Source organism: Sphingosinicella sp. YJ22, assembly GCF_011320075.1.
Lineage (GTDB): Bacteria > Pseudomonadota > Alphaproteobacteria > Sphingomonadales > Sphingomonadaceae > Allosphingosinicella.
Genome location: NZ_JAANPA010000033.1, coordinates 23233 through 40492, shown reverse-complemented (window position 1 = coordinate 40492; position 17260 = coordinate 23233). Strand labels below are relative to the sequence as shown.

Below are 17260 nucleotides of genomic sequence, written 5' to 3'. Positions count from 1 at the left end.
ACCGGCACCGAAGCCTCGTCGATCACCGGCGGCGGCCTGGCGCTCAACACGCGCGGCGCCGGCGGCAATGGCGGCGGCGGACAGGCCGCTTCGGCGACGGCGGCCGGCAATGGCGGCAGCGGCACCGGCGGCATGGTCACCCTTCAGGCCGGCCGGCGCAACGGCCGCGTGCAGTTCGACGCGGTGTCGATCGACGCGAGCGGCGTCGGCGGCCGCGGCGGCTTCGGCGACGCCGGCCAGCAGGGCGGCTTCGGCGGCGACGGTTTCGGCCGCTTCGTCACCGTGGGCACGATGGGGGAAGCTTCGCCGACCTCGATCGCGAGCACCGGCGAGCTGCTTCTGGCCTCGCTCGGTATCGACGTGAGCGGCACGGGCGGCGCCAGCGGCACGCACGGCAGCGGAATCGCAGCGCCGGTCGTCTCGGCGGGACGCGGGCAGGGCGGCGCGGTCTTTCTCTCATCGCAGGCGGCGCCGACCACCATCACCGGCAGCGTGACGATCGACGCGACCGGCACCGGCGGCGCCGGCGGATCGGCGGGCGGCAGCGATCCGCGCGAGCAGGGTGTCGGCACCGGCGGCGAGATCGTCATCGCCGCGTCACGCGACAGCGCGGGCAATGCCGGGTCGCTCACCATCGGCCAGCTCGACGCGACGCTGAATGCCTCGGGCGGCCCGTCGAGCAATACCCAGGGCGGTTATTTCCGGATCATCGCCAACGGCGCCCCGATCACCTTCGGTGACGCCGTCATCACGACCGGCGGCAGCGATGGCTCGGCGATGCGGCAGCCCTCCGACATCGACCTGCGCGACGGCGTGGTGACGGTTACCGGCTCCGGCCAGTTCGAGAGCGACGGCGACCTGCGCTTCACCGCGAGCGACGGCGGCCGCCTGGTCGGGGCGGATGTCGGCCTATTGTCCAACGAGGACGTGACGGTGGAACACACCAACCGCGCGGCCGGCCAGGGCACGATCGACGTCACCGACCTGTTCATGCGTGCCGGCGGGACCTTCACCTCGTCGGCGGGGACTCTCATTCGCGGCACCAACTCGGTCGCGATCGAGACGCCTTTGCTCGCGACCATCGGCGACCAATTGCTCGGCCGGCTGATCGCCATCCGATCCGGCGACATCGAAGTCCCCGATGCCGGCCGGATCGGCGATTCCAATACCGAGGAGGTGCGCCTCGACGCGGGGCAGTCCGACGGCGCCGCGCGCTTCGGCGGCGACAATGTCGGCCCGGGCTATGTGCTGAGCGCGGCCGAGATCGGGCGCATCCAGACCGGGCGCCTGCTGTTCCTCGGGCCGGGTTCGAGCGGCGCCGCCGATCGCCCGCCCGACATCGTCATCCGCGGAGTCACCATCGACGCGGCCCGAATCGACCGGCTCAGCATCCAGAGCCAGGGCATCATCCAGGTGGAGGGCGCGCTTCTGCTCAGCAACGCCGGCGCGACCAGCCTCATAGAGATGACCGGCGACGGCGGGGCCGAGCGAATCCAGGTGATCACGCCGGCCGGCAGCATCCGCATCCGCAACGCCGCCGGCGGCCCGGCGGGGACGGTGCGGCTGGAAAGCGACCATATCTGGGTCACCGACCAGAACCTCCTCACCCAGCTGATCGCCGATCCGAATTTCGCCGGCCGCAACGCCGCGCTCCTCGTCAACAACGGCACATTGGAGCCGCGCGGCTATGTCGAGGGTTTCGATGTCATGCTGAGCCCGGCGCTCAGCCTCTACGTCCAGAACAGCGGCACCGCGACCGACTTCGGCGGAATCACCGTCGGCAGCAGCACGCTGACGATCAATGCCGGCGGCCAGGGAGAGCCCGCCGACGTCGCCGTCTTCGCCCGCGGAATCCGCGCCGACGGGTCGATGAGTACCGGCAGCGCCTTCTTCTTCGAGGCGGTGTATAACGGCACCTATACGCCGGGGTCCGAGCTCAACCTGTGCAACATCCCGGCCCGCACCTGCCCTGCGCCGCCGCCGGTCGAGCCCGAACTGCCCGCCTTGCCCAATCCGACGCCGACGTCCGAGGAGGTGGAAGACCCGGTCGGGGGTCAGAGCGACACGCCGCTTCCGGTTATCGCCGAGGAGGACGAGCTGATCGACACCGCGGCGGCCGAGCCGCTGATCGAGGAGCCGGTGACCAGCGGCGGCGACAGCAGCAGCTGGACCGAAATCGGCGGCCACCAGTGCCAGCCCGGCGAGCTGGATCGGGCCCGGGCGGAGGGCAGAGAACCGATATGCGCGCCTCCAGCCGAGGAGCCGGGCGATGAATAGGATGATCCTGCTCGCCGCCGTGAGCCTGGGCGCGCTCGCGGCGCAGCCCGCGTCGGCGCAGCCGCTCAGCCTGCGCGACAGCTTCAACATCGGCTCGGGAAGCGGCCTGTTGTGCACCGCCCAGGTGAGCGCGCTCGACGCCGCTTATGGCGACATGTTCGACCGCGGCTATTCGATCACCTGCCGCGACGCCGACGCGGCGGTCGGCCAGCTCTATGCGTTGCGCCTGCGCGGCGGCGACCCCGCGGCGCGGCTCGCGCGGCTGCGCGCCGAGCGGGTTGATTGCCCGACCTCCGAGCGGGTGGAAATCGAAGGCGCCGGCACTACGACTCTCCTCAACTGCCGCTGGCGAAGCGCCGATGTCGGCCACCGCGCCTATCTCGTGCGGCGCGGCGACACCCTCTACGTCGCCGAAGGGTTGGCCGGCTATGACAGCGCGCTCCGGCTCGGCCTAAGGTCGCTGATCGCCGACCGGCCGGTGCCCGGCGAAGTCGCAGTCGCGACCACCGGTGCTGGCGATCCCGCCGCCTTCGCCCGCGCCCAGGCCGGCTCGCTCGACCCGCGCCGGGCGCTGCTCGAAGCCTATCGCCGCAACAATGCCGGCTCCTATGCCGAGGCGGCGGAATTCTTCGGCAGCCTCAACGAGATCGAGGAGAATGCGACGCGTGCCGAGGCCCTGGTCAACCAGGGACTGCAAAGCTCCAATCTCGGCCGCTACGCCGAGGCCGAGGCCGAGTTCGCCCGCGCCGCCGCCCTCGCCGGCGACGACCCGGTGCTTCGCCGCCGGTTGCGCAACTATGTCGCTCTTCACCTGCTCAACCAGGGCGAGGCGGCGGGCGCACTCGCCGAACTCGACCGGCCGATGACCGGGCGGGCGGGGAGCGGCGCGGCCCAGGCGCCGGTCATCGACCGGCTCGCCTCGGACCGGCTCAATGCCGAGGCCTCGGGGCGCACGTCCATCGACGCGGCGAGCGGCACATTGCGCCCGGCCGAGAAGATCCAGATCCTCGACGCGCAGGCGCAGCAGCTGCGCGGCACGATCCTTCGCCTTCAGGGGCGCGGCGAGGAAGCGGTGCCGATCCTCCGCCAGGCCTTCACCGACCTGCAGGGCGTGCGCGGCGGCGTGGTCGCCTCGACCGTGTGGATGCGCGCCCAGATCCTGCAGGAGCTGGCGTCGATCGCCGAGGCGGGACAGCAGCCGGCCGAGTCGGAGCGGCTGCTGCGGGAATCGGTCGCTCTGCTCGAGGTCGACTATCCCGGGTCGGCGGCCCTGCTCAGCGCCCAGGCGCGGCTCGCTCATTATCTCGCCCGCTCCGGCCAGGCGCAGGCGGCGCGAGACCTCTACCGGACGATCATCGCCGCCAATGTCGAGGCGGGCACCGGCTCGTCGGTCGTGCGCCGGTCGCTCGAGCCCTATTTCGAGCTGCTCACCGCCGCCGACGCGGGCCCCGACGCGGCCGCGGACCTGTTCCTCGCCTCGCAGGTGGCGATGCGGCCCGGAGTCGCCCAGACCCAGGCGGTGCTCGCGCGCGAGCTCAGCGCGGGCAGCGACGAAGGCTCGCGCCTGTTCCGCCAGGCGGTCGCGCTGACCCGCGACGTCGAGCGCACCCGGGTCGAGATTTCGCGCCTGCGGGCGGGCGAGCAGAGCGCCGAGGCCGTCGCCGCCATCGCCGCCGCCGAGACGCGTCTCGAGGAATATCGGCAGGTCCAGGCGGCGACGCAGGCGCGGCTCGCCGATTTCCCGCGTTACCGAGCGGTCGCCACCAATGCGCTGCCGCTGGCAGAGCTGCAGCAGCTGCTTCGCCCCGGCGAGGCCTATTACAAGATGATTGTGCTCGGCGGGTCGTCCTATGCGGTGATGGCGACGCCGACCTCGGCGCGCGCCTTCCGGCTCGGCACCACGCCGCTCCAGCTCGACGAGGCGGTCGATGGGCTGCGCGCGACCATCTCGCTGGTCGAGGACGGCGACATCCTCACCTACCCGTTCGACGTCGAGACCGCGCACGGCCTCTACCGCACCCTGTTCGGCCCGGTCGCGAGCGAGCTTGGCGGAGTACGCCACCTCATATTCGAAGGCGACGGCGCCATGCTTCGCCTGCCGCCCAACCTGCTGGTCGAGGATGAGGCGGGCGTCGAGACCTATCGCCGCCGCGCCGCTCAGCCGGGCGCCGACGTGTTCGATTTCACCGGCATTGCCTGGTTCGGCCGCGACCGCGACATTTCGACCTCGGTCGCGCCGCTCGCCTTCCGCGACGTTCGGCAGCTGGCGCCGTCACGCGCCGCCAACCAGTATCTCGGCTTCGGCGAGAACGCGCCGGCCTCCGGTCTCACCCTCGCCAGCCTCAACGTCCGCGGCGGCGAAGGCGGGCCGGAATGCTCCTGGGCGCTCACCGCGTGGAACCGGCCGATTCCCGACGACGAGCTGATCACCGCCAGCCGGGCACTGTCCGGCCCCGACGGCGGCGCAACCGACATCGTCACCGGCGCCGACTTCACCGACACCGCGATCAAGCAACGCGGCGACCTCGACCAGTTCCGGGTGATGCATTTCGCCACCCATGGCCTGGTCACGCCGCCGCGCCCCGAATGCCCGTCGCGGCCGTCGCTGCTGACCAGCTTCGGCGGGCCGGAATCGGACGGCCTGCTGAGCTTCCGCGAGATTTTCGACCTGCGCCTCGACGCCGACCTCATCATCCTGTCGGCCTGCGACACCGCCGGCCGCGCCGACTTCACCGCGACCGAGGAGGTCGGCCTGACCAGCGGCGGCGACTTCGCTCTGGACGGCCTGGTGCGCGCCTTCGTCGGCGCCGGCGGCCGGCTCGTGGTGGCGAGCCACTGGCCGGTGCCTGACGCCTATGAGGCGACCGAACGGCTGATCTCCGGCCTGTTCACCGCGGCGCCGGGCACCGGCACCGCTTCGGCCTTGCGTCAGTCCCAGCACCGGCTCATGGATGAGCCGGCGACGTCGCATCCTTATTATTGGGCGGGCTTCGCGGTGATTGGCGACGGCACCAATCCGGTGGTCCCCGCGGCACCGGTGCGAACCGCCGCAAGGGATTGAACTTTCTGCTAACATGCGGGTTGAAGCGGAGTCGCCCAGGGCGTGCGGGCGGCTGAGCGGGGGCGGTTGAGTAAGAAATCCTTGTTCCTCTTGACGGCGCTGGCGAGCGGCATCCTCGCGGCGCCGGCGATGGCTCATGCCCAGTCGGCGCCGGCGCCGACGCCCAATCCCGCGCGCAGCGACCCGATCATCCCCGACAGCCAGTTCGAGCAGGAAGTGCCTGAGCTGGATCCGGAGCTCGACGCGCCGCTCGCACCGCTGGAGCCGATTCCGGCGACGCCGGGAGTCCCCCAGCGGCCGTTCCCGCCCGAGCCGGGCCCGGTCGAGGACGCACCGCTCGGCGATCCCGCGCTCGCCGAGCCGCTGCCGCCGCTCGAGACCTTCGTCACCCAGCCGCTCCAGGAGGTCCGGTCCAGCGATTCCGATGAGGCGCCGCGGGTCCGCTATGCCCTGGTCGTGCGCGGGCTCGAGGAGGTCGGGCTGGAGGGCCAGTTCCGTTCGCTCTCCGCGCTGGAGGATGCGCGCGGCGAGGCGGTCAACGGCGCGATGCTGGAGGCGCGCGCCCGCGAGGACGTGACTCTCGCCGAGCGGCTGCTTCGCTCGGAAGGCTATTATGACGTGGCCGCGACCTACTCGATCACGACCACGGCCGATGCGGAAGGGCGCTTGCCGGTCACCATCACGATCGTACCCGGCCAGCGTTACGCGTTCGGCGAGATCACGCTCGCCGGCGCCGAAGGCGATGCGCAAGTGATTGCCCGCGAGGCGCTCGAGCTCGACAGCGGCGATCCGATCGTCGCCGCGCAGGTCGAGGCGGCCGAGGCCAACGTCCTGCTTCGCCTGCCGCAGAACGGCTATCCGTTCGCGACGGTCGGGGTCGAGGGCAGCGACCAGCCGCCGCGCGATATCCTGCTCGACCCCGATACCGGCCGCGGCGACTATACGCTTCAGGTCGTTCCGGGCCCGCGCGCGCGCTTCCGCCGAATCCTCACCGAAGGCGACGCCGCCTTCGAGACCGACCATATCGACCTGCTTGCGCGCTTCGAGGAAGGCCAGCTGTTCGACCGGCGGATGATGGACGATCTGCGCGAGGCGATGGTCGCCACCCGCCTGTTCAGCACAGTCGCCGCCGAGCCGGTGCGGACCGGCGTTTCGGCGGGCGACGGCACCGAATATGTCGACATCCTTGTCCGCCAGGACGCCGGCCCGGCGCGCTCGCTCGACGCCAATGTCGGCTATTCGACCGGCGAGGGCTTCCGCGTCGAAGGCGCGTGGGAGCACCGCAACATGTTCCGGCCCGAAGGCGCGGTTCGGGTCGCGGCGGTCCTCGGTACCAACGAGCAGTCGGCCGGCGCGCGCCTCCGGTTCAACAACTGGAACCTGCGCGACCAGGCCTTGCTGCTGCAGCTCGACGCGGGCCGCCGCGACTTCGCGGCGTTCGAGGGCTATACCGTGCGCCTGCTCGGCCTCGTCACCCGCGAGTCGACGCCGATCTGGCAGAAGGTGTGGACCTATTCCTACGGCGCCGAGATCCTCGCCACCAACGAGAGCCAAGTCGGCGCTCCGCGCATCTCGGTCGGCGACGCCTTCTTCATCGGCGGCCTGATCGGCTCGGTGGGCTATGACCGGTCGAACAGCCTGCTCGACCCAACCAGCGGCTTCCGTCTCGCGGCTCGAGTCAATCCCGAGGCCTCGCTTCGCGACGGCAGCGAAGTCTATCTGCGCACCCAGCTCGACGGCAGCTACTACCAGCCGATCCGCGACGATTTCGTGATCGCCGCCCGCGCCCGCTTCGGCTCGATCTTCGGAATCGAGCGCGACCGTCTGGCACCGTCGCGGCGCTTCTATTCCGGCGGCGGCGGCTCGGTCCGCGGCTTCGGCTTCCAGGAGCTGGGCCCGCGCATCACCGTGCCCAATCCCGACTTCGATCCGATCGAGGACGACCCCGAAGAGGTGCCGCCGACCCTGTCGCTGCCGGTCGGCGGCCGCGGCCTCACCGAATTCGCCGTCGAGGGGCGCTACCGCTTCGGCAATTACGGCGTGGTCGCCTTCATCGATGCCGGCAGCGTGACCGAGGACGAATATCCGGGCTTCGACGACATGCGCTTCGGCATCGGCGTCGGCGGGCGGCTCTACACCAATTTCGGGCCGCTTCGCCTGGACATCGCCACGCCGATCGGCCGCCGCGAGGGCGAGGGCCTGATCTCCGTCTACGTCTCGATCGGGCAGGCCTTCTGATGGCGAGCGTGGCGGACAGCGGCGGCACCCCGCCCCCGATCGAGCCGACCGACACGGTCGTCGTCCGCCGCCGCCGTCCCGCGCTCACCTTCGCCAAGTGGCTCGCCATCGTCCTTGGCGTGCTGGTCGCCGCCGCGGCCGCCTTCCTCATCTGGCTGAACAGCGATTCCGGCCGCCGTTTCGTGGTCGGCCAGATCAACGGCATCGAGACGGCGTCGGGCCTCAAGGTCCATGTCGATTCGATCGACGGATCGATCTGGGGCCGGATGACCCTTCGCGGCCTCGTCCTGTCCGATCCCAGGGGCGCCTTCTTCGCCGCGCCGGTGGCGGAGGTCGACTATCGGCCGCTCGCTTACATCCGCCGCAACCATATCGACATCCGCTCGCTGGTCATTCCGGAGGCGCGGCTGGCGCGGCTGCCCGAACTGCGCAGCACCGATCCCAACGCGCCGCTCATCCCTGATATCGACCTCGACATCGCCAACCTGCGCATCGGCCGGCTGATCCTCGATCCGCCGGTAACCGGGCAGCGCCACCTCCTGTCGATCGGCGGCGACCTGCATCTCGCCAACAGTGCGGCGCGCGCGAATCTCGACGTCAACGCGCTTCAGGGACCGGGAATCGCCGGCGGCGACCGGCTCGCGCTTCGCTTCGAGGCGGCGCCCGAGCAGGACCGGCTCAACATCGAGATGCGGGTCCAGGCGCCCGCCAACGGCTTCGTCGCGAGCATGACCAGCATCGCCAAGCCGCTCGAGATCGCGGTCGCCGGCCGGGGGACCTGGGCGAACTGGCGCGGCCGGATGCAGGCGGCGATGGAAGGCCAGCCCTTCGCCAATCTCGACATCCGCGCCGAGGATGGCACCTTCCGGGTCACCGGACCGATGCGGCCGGACATCTTCGTCACCGGCCCCGCCAACCGGCTCACCGAGCCGCTGACCTATCTCAATCTCACCACGACCTGGGCGAACCGCCGCGCCGACGTCAATCTGCGCCTGAACAGCCGCGCCCTCGCCATCGCCGCGGAGGGCGTGGTCGACCTCCGCGCCAGCCAGTTCGAGGAGATGCGCGTCGCCGCCCGGCTGATGCGCCCGGGCGCGATCGCGCCCAATCTCGACGGCCGCGACGTGCGCCTGGCGCTGGTCCTCGACGGCTCCATCCGCCGCCCGCGCATCGTCTATGATCTCACCGCCGCGAGGCTCGCCCTCGGCAGCCGGACGCTCGAGAATTTCCGCGCGACCGGAAGCGCGCGCGTCGACCCGGACCGAATCGTCGTTCCGGTCAATGGCCGCATCGGCCGGATCACGGGCCTGCCGCCGACGCTAGGTGGGCTGCTCACCAATGTGCGGATCAATGGCGACATCCTCGTCGACTGGCCGAACATCCTGTCCGACAATCTGCGCCTCCGCTCCGACCGCGCCGACGCGGTTCTGACCCTCGCCTTCGACGTCGGCCGCGGCCGCTACAATGTCGGCGTCCAGGGGACGGTGAACAATTACCTGGTCGAGAGCATCGGCGTCTTCGACATCACCAGCGATTTCGACCTTGTGAACCAGGCCGGCGGGTTCGGCGTCGACGGCCGCGTGTCGGTGCGCAGCCGGCGCATCTTCAACGCCACCGCCGCCGATCTGCTTGGCGGCAACGCGGTCGCCACCGCCAGCGTCAACGTCGCCCCGAACGGCATCATTCGCATCGGCGACGTCCGTGTCAGCGCACCGGCGCTTCGAATCACGGAGGGCGGCGGAGTCTATTATCCCGACGGCCGAATCGCACTGCGCCTGTCCGGCACCAGCCGCCGCTACGGCGCGGTCGGGGTCGAGATCGGCGGAAGCATCTCGGCGCCGCAGATTCAGCTGACCGTCGCCGATCCGGGCTTCGGCGTCGGCCTGCGCAACGTCCGCGCGTCCGTGCGCTCGACCGGCCAAGGCTATGCGATCCAGGCGACCGGCGAATCGGATTACGGACCTTTCTCGGCCGACGTCCTGGTCCTCTCGCGTGCCGGGCCGATGACCATCCAGGTCAACCGCCTGCTGTTCGCCGGCCTGACCTTCGCGGGCCGCGTCACCCAGACCGCCGCCGGGCCGTTCGCGGGCTCGCTCAGCGTCACCGGCCAGGGCATCGACGGCAATGTCGCGCTCGCCGCCGCCGGCCGCCGCCAGCGGATCGACGTCGCCGCCACGGCCAACGACGCGGTGATCCCGAGCAGCATCGCCGGCCAGAACGCGATCACCATCGCGCGGGCGATCGTCGACGTCGGCCTGACCCTCCCGATCGCGGGCGATCCGTTCGCGGTCTATGAGGCGGAGGGCGACGTCCAGGTTGCCGGTCTCACCAGCGGCTCGCTGCAGATCGACCGCGGCCGCACGATGTTCACCTACCGGGACAATGCCGGCAACGCCCGCTTCGTCGCGACGGGCGCGAGCGGCGTGCCGTTCGACGTCGCCGGCAATGCCGACCTCAGCCCCACCCGCATCCGCATGGCGATGCGCGGCACCGCCAACGGTATCCCGTTCCGCTTCGCCCAGCCGGCGTTGATCGAGCGGGTCGACACTGCCTGGCTGCTGCGCCCGACGACCGTCCTGTTCCGCGAGGGACAGGGCCGGCTGCGCCTCGCCGGGCGTTACGGCGACGGCCTCATCGTCCAGTCCCGTCTCGACAATTTCGACCTGTCGGTGGTCAACACAGTCGGGCCTGGCCTCGGCCTCGGCGGCCAGGCGACCGGAAGCCTCGATTTCTTCCTCCCCGCGGGCGGCGCCTTCCCGCGCGCCGAGGCTCGGCTCAACATCGCCAACTTTACCCGGACCGGAATCGCCATGCGCTCGGTGCCGGTCGACGTCGCCTTGGCCGGCAATCTCGTGCCGGAAGGCGGGTCGTTGAGCGCGGTGGTCCGGGAGGAAGGCGCGATCGTCGGTCGAATCCAGGCGCGGCTCCAGCCGCTGCCGCCGGGCGCCGGCACCTGGACCCAGCGCCTCGCCTCGGCGCCGCTGGCGGGCGGCATTCGCTACAACGGGCCGGCCGGCGTGCTGAGCTCCCTGGTCGGCATGGCGGGCCACCAGATCGAGGGACCGGTCGGAATCGGCGCCGACTTCACCGGCCGCCTCGACAATCCACAGTTCCGCGGAATCGTCCGCTCGACCAACCTCACCTATACCAACGGGCAATATGGCACGCGCATCACCAACCTGACGATCGACGGCAATTTCAACGGCTCCCAGCTCGACATCGTCCGGCTGACCGGTCGCGCCGGCGAGGGTACCATTCAGGCGGAGGGCGAGATCGGCCTGTCGAGCGCCGCCGGCTACCCGGTCCGAATCGACGCCCAGCTCGCCAATGCCCGGCTCGCGCGCAGCGACGACATCACCGCGACCGCGACCGGCAACCTCCAGATCCGCAACAGCGCGGCAGAGCCGGCGGTGATCCGCGGCCGGCTCGAGCTCGGCGAGACTCGCTACCAGATCGTCACCCAGGGCGCCGCGCGCATTCCGCAGCTCGCCGGGGTACGCCGCCGCGGCGAGCCGCTGCCGGAGCCGGGCCAGCGCCAGGCGCAGCGTGGCACGGTGCCGAGCCAGTGGAATCTCGACCTTCGCCTGGTCTCCGACAACCAGCTCTACGTCACCGGCATGGGCCTCGATTCCGAATGGGCCGCCAATCTGCGCGTCACCGGCCGCACCAACGCGCCGCAGCTCAGCGGCCGAATCAACCTCGTGCGCGGGGTGCTCGGCCTCGCCGGCCGCCGCTTCATCCTCGACCAGCAGAGCCGTATCGACTTCGTAGACACCGGCAGCGCGCGGGTGAGCCCGCAGCTCGACATCCGCGCCGCCGCAGACGTCGACGATGTCGAGGTCATCATCCTGATCGGCGGCAGCGGCGCCAATCCGCGCATCGAGTTCGCGTCGAATCCGGGCCTTCCGCAGGACGAGATCGTCAGCCGCATCCTGTTCGGCAGCTCCGTGACCGAGATTTCGGCGATCCAGGCGATCCAGCTCGCCGCATCGCTGAACTCGCTGCGCGGCGGCAGCGGCGGCCTCAATCCTCTGGGCGAGCTCCAGCAGGCGACCGGCATCGACCGCATCCGCATCCTTGGCGAGGACGACACGGTCGGCCGCGGCACCGCCATCGCCGCCGGCTTCTACCTGAGCGACGACATCTACATCGAGATCATCACCGACGCCGAGGGCTTCACCGCGACCCAGATCGAGATCGCTCTGTCGCGCTCGCTGAGCCTGCTCTCGCAGTTCGGCACGATGAGCGGCACCAACGTCAACCTGCGCTATTCGCGCGATTATTAGTGGCCCATCGGCCACAGCCGGCGTCCAACCGACGGTAAATGACGAACCGCTGCAACCGGGATGGCCTGGTCGCGCGTTAGCACTCCCGCGTCGCCGTCCGGCGGTCCGTTCATTCGAGTAGGTTTGCTTTTGGCAAGTTCAGCCCAAGTCCATTCCGCCAGCCTCGTCTTCGGTCCCGAACCCGTCCGCCAGAGCGGCGCCTATGCGGTGATCGGCGACCGGTCCGGCCGAGTCCTGCTTGTCCGGACGGACAGTGGGCGCTGCTACTTGCCGGGCGGACGCATCGAGCCGGGCGAGGACGCCCGCGCCGCGCTGGCGCGCGAGATCGAGGAGGAATGCGGCTGCTCGGCAGTGGTCGAGGCGCGGCTCGGCAAGGCGCGGCAGAGGATCATGGAAGGCAGCGTCGAGCTCGATACCACCTATTGGCGCGCGCGGCTGGGCGAGCCCCAGTGCGAAAGCGGCGAGCACGAGCTGATGTGGGTGACGTCCGCCGAAGCTCTCGACCTGCTTCACCGCCCCGGCGACCGGGCGGTCGTCATGTCGGCGTTGCGCAACGGATTGGAGAGCGTCGCCTGACGCGATTCAGGCGGTGGTGCCCAGGGACGGGATCGAACCGCCGACACCGTGATTTTCAGTCACGTGCTCTACCAACTGAGCTACCTGGGCATGCCCGGCGAGCGGGAAGTGGGCCTATAGAGGCGGCTCCGGCCTGATGTCCAGCCTTTCGGCGAGCTCTTCCGGTCCGGCCGGCGCGCCGGGCACGCGATAGGAATCGCCGAGCCAATTGAGCAGGTCGCGGTCGCGGCATCCCTGACTGCAAAACGGCTTGAATGCCGCCTCGATGGTCTTGCCGCACAGGGGGCAGCCATTGCCGCGCCTAGCTTTGCCGATGATGGACATATCCCGCGGATATGGGCTGGCCGGCGTCCGCCTGCAAGGCGATCGCGCCGCCGATTCGGCGCTGCAGGGCCTCGACCCAGGCCTGCTCCGCTTCGATTCGCGCGGTCACCGCCGGCGCGGCGACGAGGAGCAGAGCGCCGGGCCCGGCGCGCTCGGCCCGGCGAAGCAGCGCACGCGCGGCGGAGCCGACCGGATCCGCCTGGACGATCTCAGGAATCGAGCGCCGCTCGCGCCGGCGCACCACCTGGAGAAAGCCGAAGCCGTTGACCGCGGTGCGCTCGAACGGCTGTGGGAGAACCGCGTCGAGCGCCTCGGCGGCCTTCAACCGGTCGGCCTTGGCGGGAAGCGTAGGGAGGTCGATGCCGATCGAGCCGCCGATGGCGAAGCGGCGGATCGCCTGCCCAGCCGCGCGCGCGCCCGCCACCGCCAGCGCCGCCGGCTCCAGCACGCCGTCGACGTCGAACAGGGTCATGGCTGGGGTCAGGCTCATCCGCAATGCGCCGCCGGCGAACGAGATCTCGCCGGTCTCGGCGCTTTCGATCAGCTCGCTCCAGCCCGCCTGCTCGAACATGTCGATCCGACCCGGTGCGCTGGGCACCCAGCCGCCGATCCGCTCGGCCAGCGGCGGGGCGGGGCGCAGCGGCGCGTCGCTCGGGCGCACCTTGGCCCGCTTTGCGCGTCCCGTTTCCGGCAACGGCTCGCGAACCACTTCGACGCGCAAGGTCGCGCCTTCGGTGACGCCCGCGGGGATCGGGGTGAGGATCGCCTCGTCGCCGCTGTCGAGCCGAACCAGGCCGCGCCGCCCGGGCTGTTGGACGTCGATGAGGCGCGCCTCGACCACCGCGCCCGGCCCGGCCGTGCCGGGCAGCTCGATGACGGCCTCGACGATCTCGCCCTGCTCGACGCGGATCGCGCGGTTCTCGCCTATCCCTTCCTCGTAGAGCCAGGCCGCCATGCTCAGCCGACCGGCCAGCCGGCGGCGCGGAGCAGCGCCCGCGTCTCGAACAGCGGCAGGCCCATCACGCCGGAATGGCTGCCCTGGAGCATCCGCACCAGGGCCTCGGCGCGGCCCTGGATGGCATAGCCGCCGGCTTTGCGGTGCCACTCGCCGCTGGCGAGATAGGCGTCGATCTCGTCCTCGCTCAATGGCTTGAACGCGACGATGCTGGTCGACAGGCGGTGGCGCGCCTTGCCGTCGGCGTCGACGACGGTGACCGCCGAATGGACTCGGTGCCGACGCCCCGACAGCAGGCGCAGCGATGCCCGCGCCTCCGCCTCGGTCTCCGCCTTGGGCAGGATCCGCCGCCCCGCCGCGACGACCGTGTCGGCGGCGACCAGCACGTCGCCGGGACGGGCCACCGCCACCGCTTTCTCGGCCGCCATGCGCGCGGCATAGACGGTCGGCAGCTCGGCCTTGCGGGGGGACTCGTCGATGTCTGCGTGGACGACCTCGTCGGGCACGGCGCCGAGCCGCCCGAGCAGCTCGAGCCGCCGGGGCGATGCCGAAGCGAGGATCAGGCGCGCGCCGCTCATCGGCGGCAGCCCGTCACTTGAACCGATAAGTAATGCGCCCCTTGGTGAGGTCGTAGGGCGTCAGCTCGACCAGCACGTCGTCGCCGGTCAGCACGCGGATGCGGTTCTTGCGCATCTTGCCGGCGGTGTGGCCGAGGATCTCGTGGCCATTCTCCAGCTTCACGCGAAACATGGCGTTGGGCAGCAGCTCGACCACCGTGCCGCGCATCTCGAGAAGTTCTTCCTTGGCCAAACAATCCTCGCGGGTTCTCAAGGCGAAAAAGACGCGGTGGCTTATCGCCTGGAACTGAAAAAGGGAAGGCGGCGGGTCACGTACTGGGACGGGTCGCCGCAAGCGAAGGCCGCCCCCGCGTCGCCGCAAGCCAGTCGCGCAGGCGCGGGCGGCCGGCGAGCGGGTCGGCGACGAGGCCTCGGAACACGATCCAGTCGAGCGCGCAGGCCAGGGCGAGCTGGCCGACATTGAAGTCGCCGGCGAGCCAGTGCGGCTCCTGCTCGATGCGGTCGAGCGTCCGTTCGATCTTGGCGGTGTAGGCGGCGACCTCGGCGGGATCGCGCCGCTCTTCGGCCTTCAATTGCTCCATGCGCAGCACGAAGCCGGCGTCCATGCAGCCGTCGGCGAGCGCCTCTAGCGTCAGCACGCGCCATTTGTCCGCGCCCCTCGGGATGAGACCGCCGCCGGCCAGATCGTCGAGATAGGCGACGATGACGGGCGAGTCGGCGATCAGCCGGCCGTCGTCCAGCTCGAGAACCGGGATCTTGCCGAGCGGATTGACCGCCTCGACATCGGGCTTGGACTGCTGGGGCAGCCGGATCGGGACTTCGACGATCTCGACGCGGTCCTCGAGCCCGAGCTCGATGACCGCAGCCCGAGTCTTGCGGGCATAGGGGCTGGCGCGGGTGACAATCAGGCGCACGGCTCAAGCCGGATTGTGCTCGGCGAGGAATCGCTGGACCGCCTCGATGAACTGCACGCGGTCTTCCTCGAGCGGCAGATTGTGGGTGTTGCGCGGCTGCTCGAGATAGACGAAGTCGCGTCCCTCGACCTTGCCGGCGTTCCTGAGGCGAGCGACCAGGTCGCGCGACTGCGCCACCGGCACGCGCTCGTCGCGGGCGCCGTGAACGATCAGGATCGGGATCGAATATTGTTGCGGGAAGCGGGCCGGCGAGACCTCGGCTAGGCGCGACGCCGCGCTTCCCAGATATTGCGAGCCGTGGCGGCCGAGATAGTCGCGGTCGTAGGCGACCATGGTGGGGAGATCGTGAACACCGGCGCCGCTGATCGCGCAGCGATAATGCTGCCCGTCCCGCTGCGCCGCGCGCGAGGCCGCGTAGCCGCCATAGGACCAACCCATGATGCAGACTCGACCGCGGTCCGCGATGCCTTCATTGGCGAGATGGGAAATGGCATCGACGAGGTCGTCCTGCATGCGCAGGCCCCAATTGCCGTCCGACGCCGCCTCCCATTCATAGCCATAGCCGGAAGAGCCGCGGAAGTTCGGCTGGACAACGGCATAGCCCATCTCGGCGAGCGGCTGCGCCCACATGTCGAAGCTTTCGTCATCGCGCGCCCACGGGCCGCCATGCGGCATCACGATGAGTGGCAGATTGCGGTGCTCGCGGCGGCGCGGCAGGGTGAGGACGGCGGCGATGGTCTTCCCGTCGGTGGTGCGGTAGCGAATGGTCCGCACGGGATTGAGCGGCATGTCGCGAAGCTCCGTGTTCACCCAGCCGATGTGGCGCAGGTTTCCGGTCTCCGTCTCGTAGAGGTAGAAGCCGCCCGCCTGGTTCGGCGCGCCGACGCGGATGATCAGCTTCTCGCGCGCCCGGTCGGCGGACACGATGAAGGCGTTGCCGGGCCCGTAAGTCTCGTCGAGGATCTGCTGGATCTCGCGCAGCCGCGGCTCCTCATAATGTTGCCGAAGTCGGTCCTCGACGACGCTGATCCGGCCGATACCGGTCCGGTCGACGTTCGGCGTGACGTCGGCCACGTCATAGCCGTCGACGCCGTAGACCCGCCGGACGAACTCCATGCGATTGAGGTCCATCTCGTAAACGCCGCTGAAATTCTCGTGGCGGCTGAGAACGATCGCCCGGTCGTTGGGCAGGAAGATGATCGGCACCGGCGGATCGCGATAGCGCTGCATGCGCTCGCTGATGATGGTCCGGAAATTGCCGCCGGCCTCTGAGCGGTAGCGCGCTGTGACGACGCCCGTCTGCGGGTCAAAGCTCGTGCCGAGCCGAACGTTGCCGGCGCCGTCCGCATACCAGTTCTGAATACCGCGTTGCGGTGAGATTACGACTTCCTGGCGGCCGCTCTCGACGTCGACTTCGATGACTTCCTGGTTGTTGATCCGTTCGAAGCCGCGGCCACTGGCGTTGCGCGAGATCAGGATCCGCGGCCGGCCCTCGCGCGATCGCCAGATCACGTTGCCGGCGTTGACCAAGGCATCACGCCAGCCGAGCTGCGTGGTCTGGCGGGTGCGGCGGTTATAGGCGACGACGCGGCTTTCGGTGACGTCCTGGCCCTGAAGGGTTGAGCGTGCCGTGAGCCAGATCAGCAAGTTGTCGTCGTCGATCCAGTCCCAGCTGACGATCCGGCGGCCGCCGCGCTGGTCGAAATTGTCGTCCTCGTCGCGGGCGATTACCTCCGGTCGAGGATCGGCGACGTCGAGCGGGATGATGGCCAGCGCCTGGCGGCCGTTGGCGCGCACCTTGGCGGCCATGACAGCACCGCCCGGCGAGATGCGGGGACCCTCGGTTTGCGGGAGGCGGCCGAATATTGCTGCGGGAATGGGCTCGGCCGGGGCCGCCACGGTCGGTCGAACCAGGGTCTGGGCTGTGGCGCCAGCTGTCGCAAAAAGCGCCGCGCCAATAAATAAAGCTTTGAAAGCGCGCATGAAAAAAATCCCCCGAGCAGCAGCTCGGGGGAGGATATGCGGTTACAATAGGGATGCAAGCCTCCTCC

General features: G+C 70.2%; 10 protein-coding genes, 1 tRNA gene and 1 pseudogene. 5 read left to right on the top strand and 7 right to left on the bottom strand.

All coding sequences use genetic code 11. From position 1 onward, the window contains the following. From G7B71_RS11910 to G7B71_RS11890, 5 genes and pseudogenes are all read left to right on the top strand, one after another. A pseudogene (locus G7B71_RS11910) lies at nucleotides 1–2277 on the top strand (hypothetical protein); the annotation flags it as partial. Beyond that, nucleotides 2270–5338 (top strand): CHAT domain-containing protein, encoded by a 3069-nt coding sequence (locus G7B71_RS11905; RefSeq protein WP_243406226.1) that lies wholly within the window; start codon nucleotides 2270–2272, stop codon nucleotides 5336–5338. The pseudogene G7B71_RS11910 and the gene G7B71_RS11905, both read left to right, overlap by 8 nt. A gap of 66 nt (nucleotides 5339–5404) precedes the next feature. Next, entirely contained in the window at nucleotides 5405–7576 is a 2172-nt protein-coding gene (locus G7B71_RS11900; RefSeq protein WP_243406225.1) for a BamA/TamA family outer membrane protein, read from the top strand. Next, nucleotides 7576–11862, top strand: a complete 4287-nt coding sequence (locus tag G7B71_RS11895) for a translocation/assembly module TamB domain-containing protein (protein WP_166041152.1) — start codon at nucleotides 7576–7578, stop codon at nucleotides 11860–11862. The genes G7B71_RS11900 and G7B71_RS11895 overlap by 1 nt, the downstream gene beginning before the upstream one ends. Before the next feature lie 129 nt (nucleotides 11863–11991). After that, nucleotides 11992–12438: an NUDIX domain-containing protein gene (locus G7B71_RS11890; RefSeq protein ID WP_166041150.1), complete on the top strand. Its 447-nt coding sequence runs from the start codon at nucleotides 11992–11994 to the stop codon at nucleotides 12436–12438. A 14-nt stretch (nucleotides 12439–12452) separates the two neighbouring features. Here G7B71_RS11890 and G7B71_RS11885 read toward each other — a convergent pair. The 7 genes from G7B71_RS11885 to G7B71_RS11855 form a co-directional block, all read right to left on the bottom strand. Beyond that, nucleotides 12453–12528, bottom strand: a tRNA-Phe gene (locus G7B71_RS11885). 24 nt (nucleotides 12529–12552) lie between these two features. Then, nucleotides 12553–12762, bottom strand: a complete 210-nt coding sequence (yacG, locus tag G7B71_RS11880; protein ID WP_166041148.1) for a DNA gyrase inhibitor YacG — start codon at nucleotides 12760–12762, stop codon at nucleotides 12553–12555. After that, on the bottom strand, nucleotides 12740–13717 hold the full coding sequence (locus G7B71_RS11875; RefSeq protein ID WP_166041146.1) for a ribonuclease: 978 nt from the start codon (nucleotides 13715–13717) through the stop codon (nucleotides 12740–12742). The genes yacG and G7B71_RS11875 overlap by 23 nt, the downstream gene beginning before the upstream one ends. A gap of 2 nt (nucleotides 13718–13719) precedes the next feature. Beyond that, the gene (locus G7B71_RS11870) at nucleotides 13720–14295 is read right to left on the bottom strand and encodes a nucleoside triphosphate pyrophosphatase (RefSeq protein ID WP_166041144.1); all 576 of its coding nucleotides are present in this window, start codon (nucleotides 14293–14295) and stop codon (nucleotides 13720–13722) included. Nucleotides 14296–14308: 13 nt separating this feature from the next. After that, on the bottom strand, nucleotides 14309–14527 hold the full coding sequence (gene infA / locus G7B71_RS11865; RefSeq protein ID WP_166041142.1) for a translation initiation factor IF-1: 219 nt from the start codon (nucleotides 14525–14527) through the stop codon (nucleotides 14309–14311). A gap of 76 nt (nucleotides 14528–14603) precedes the next feature. After that, nucleotides 14604–15209 (bottom strand): glutathione S-transferase N-terminal domain-containing protein, encoded by a 606-nt coding sequence (locus G7B71_RS11860; RefSeq protein ID WP_166041140.1) that lies wholly within the window; start codon nucleotides 15207–15209, stop codon nucleotides 14604–14606. 3 nt (nucleotides 15210–15212) lie between these two features. Further along, nucleotides 15213–17018 (bottom strand): prolyl oligopeptidase family serine peptidase, encoded by a 1806-nt coding sequence (locus G7B71_RS11855; protein ID WP_166041137.1) that lies wholly within the window; start codon nucleotides 17016–17018, stop codon nucleotides 15213–15215. Nucleotides 17019–17260 lie beyond the last annotated feature (242 nt).